This window comes from Hymenobacter agri, assembly GCF_054778495.1.
Genome location: NZ_BAAGZM010000885.1, coordinates 1 through 1,323, shown reverse-complemented (window position 1 = coordinate 1,323; position 1,323 = coordinate 1). Strand labels below are relative to the sequence as shown.

Below are 1,323 nucleotides of genomic sequence, written 5' to 3'. Positions count from 1 at the left end.
CCATCTCGGCGGCGTTGGCGGGCGCATCGGCGGCCGAGTAGGCGAGGGCCGAGCCGTCGGGCTTCCAGCTGTAGAGCTGCACGTTTTCCACGGCCGTGGTCAGCTGGCGCGCTTCGCCGGAGGTCAGGTTATGCACAAAAAGCTGGGTGTGGGCTTCCCTGCCCGCGCCGGTGCGCGCCAGAAAGGCCACCCGGTCGCCGGTGGGCGACCAGCGCGGCTTCTTCACGGTGGGCCGCCCGCCAATGAGCACGCGCTGTTGGCCGCTGGCCACGTCCACCAGCACTACTTCGGCCTCGTTGCGGTCGGTGCCGAGGTTGGGCCGCGACACCACTACCAGAATGCTGCGGCCATCAGGCGACAGCTGCGGGTCGCTCACATTCATCAGTCGGCTGATGTCGGCCAGCTCGAAGCGGCGCTGGGCGTGGCTGAGGGCGGGAGCTAGCAGCAGGAGCCACAGGGAGAGGAAAGGTAGTTTCATGGCCCGAATAACGTGATGCTGCGGCTCGCAGGGGCTGGAACGACGTAGAGACGCAACATTTTACGCCTCGTCATTGAACGGTGACGTGCGGCCGAAACCCGAACATCACCCACGCGGCGCGGCCGGCGAGACGCAAAATGTTGCGTCTCTACATCGTTCTGCATCAAGTCCTCGTGTCCAATTCAGCTTGTAGATACGTCCTTTCAGGCAGGCGCGAAGCCACCAGCGCAAACAACGTCACGTTCACGGCCATCAGGGCCATCGAAAACCAGTAGAAATTGGCCCCGTGCAGGCCTGCCAGCCAGCCGCCGCGCGCAATGCTGCCGTTCAGCAGACTCAGGCCAAAATTGGCGGCCGCAATGGTGAGCACCCACAGCGAGGTAGTGAGGCTTTTGAGCGAGCGCGGCGCGTGGGTGTAGGCGTATTCCAGACCCGTGATGGCCACCATGATGACGCCGCCTACCAGCACGCAGTAGGCCAGAATCTGCCACCAGGCCGAAGGATGGCCGCCGGCATCAACCTGCTTTTGCACCACGCCCACAATGCCCACGCCCAGTGCCGCGATAACCATACCCGCACCCATGCGCCGCAACGGCGTGGGGCGCAGGCCGCGGCGGGCCAGGGCCGGGTACAGGCCGTAGGTGAGCAGCGGGTTCAGCCCGATGCCGAACACGATGCCCGAGAGCTGCAGCTGCTCGGCCAGCGGCCGGAAACCCGGCCACAGCTCGCGGTTGAGGTGCGTGGCCTGCAACACCCATTCGGAGGAGCTTTGCTCGTTCAGCATCCAGAGCACCGGCACGAAGGCGAACACCACGGCCACGCGGCGCAGGGCGGGCCGGCTTTCG

2 protein-coding genes are annotated in these 1,323 nt (G+C 65.8%); both read right to left on the bottom strand.

Going from position 1 to position 1,323, the window contains the following annotated elements:
- The coding region (locus tag ACYVDE_RS23090; RefSeq protein WP_460503879.1) for a TolB family protein at window positions 1–478 on the bottom strand (478 nt) is incomplete at its 3' end.
- A gap of 163 nt (window positions 479–641) precedes the next feature.
- Window positions 642–1,323 (bottom strand): POT-type proton-dependent oligopeptide transporter (locus ACYVDE_RS23085; protein ID WP_460503878.1); only part of this gene is annotated, 682 nt, incomplete at its 5' end.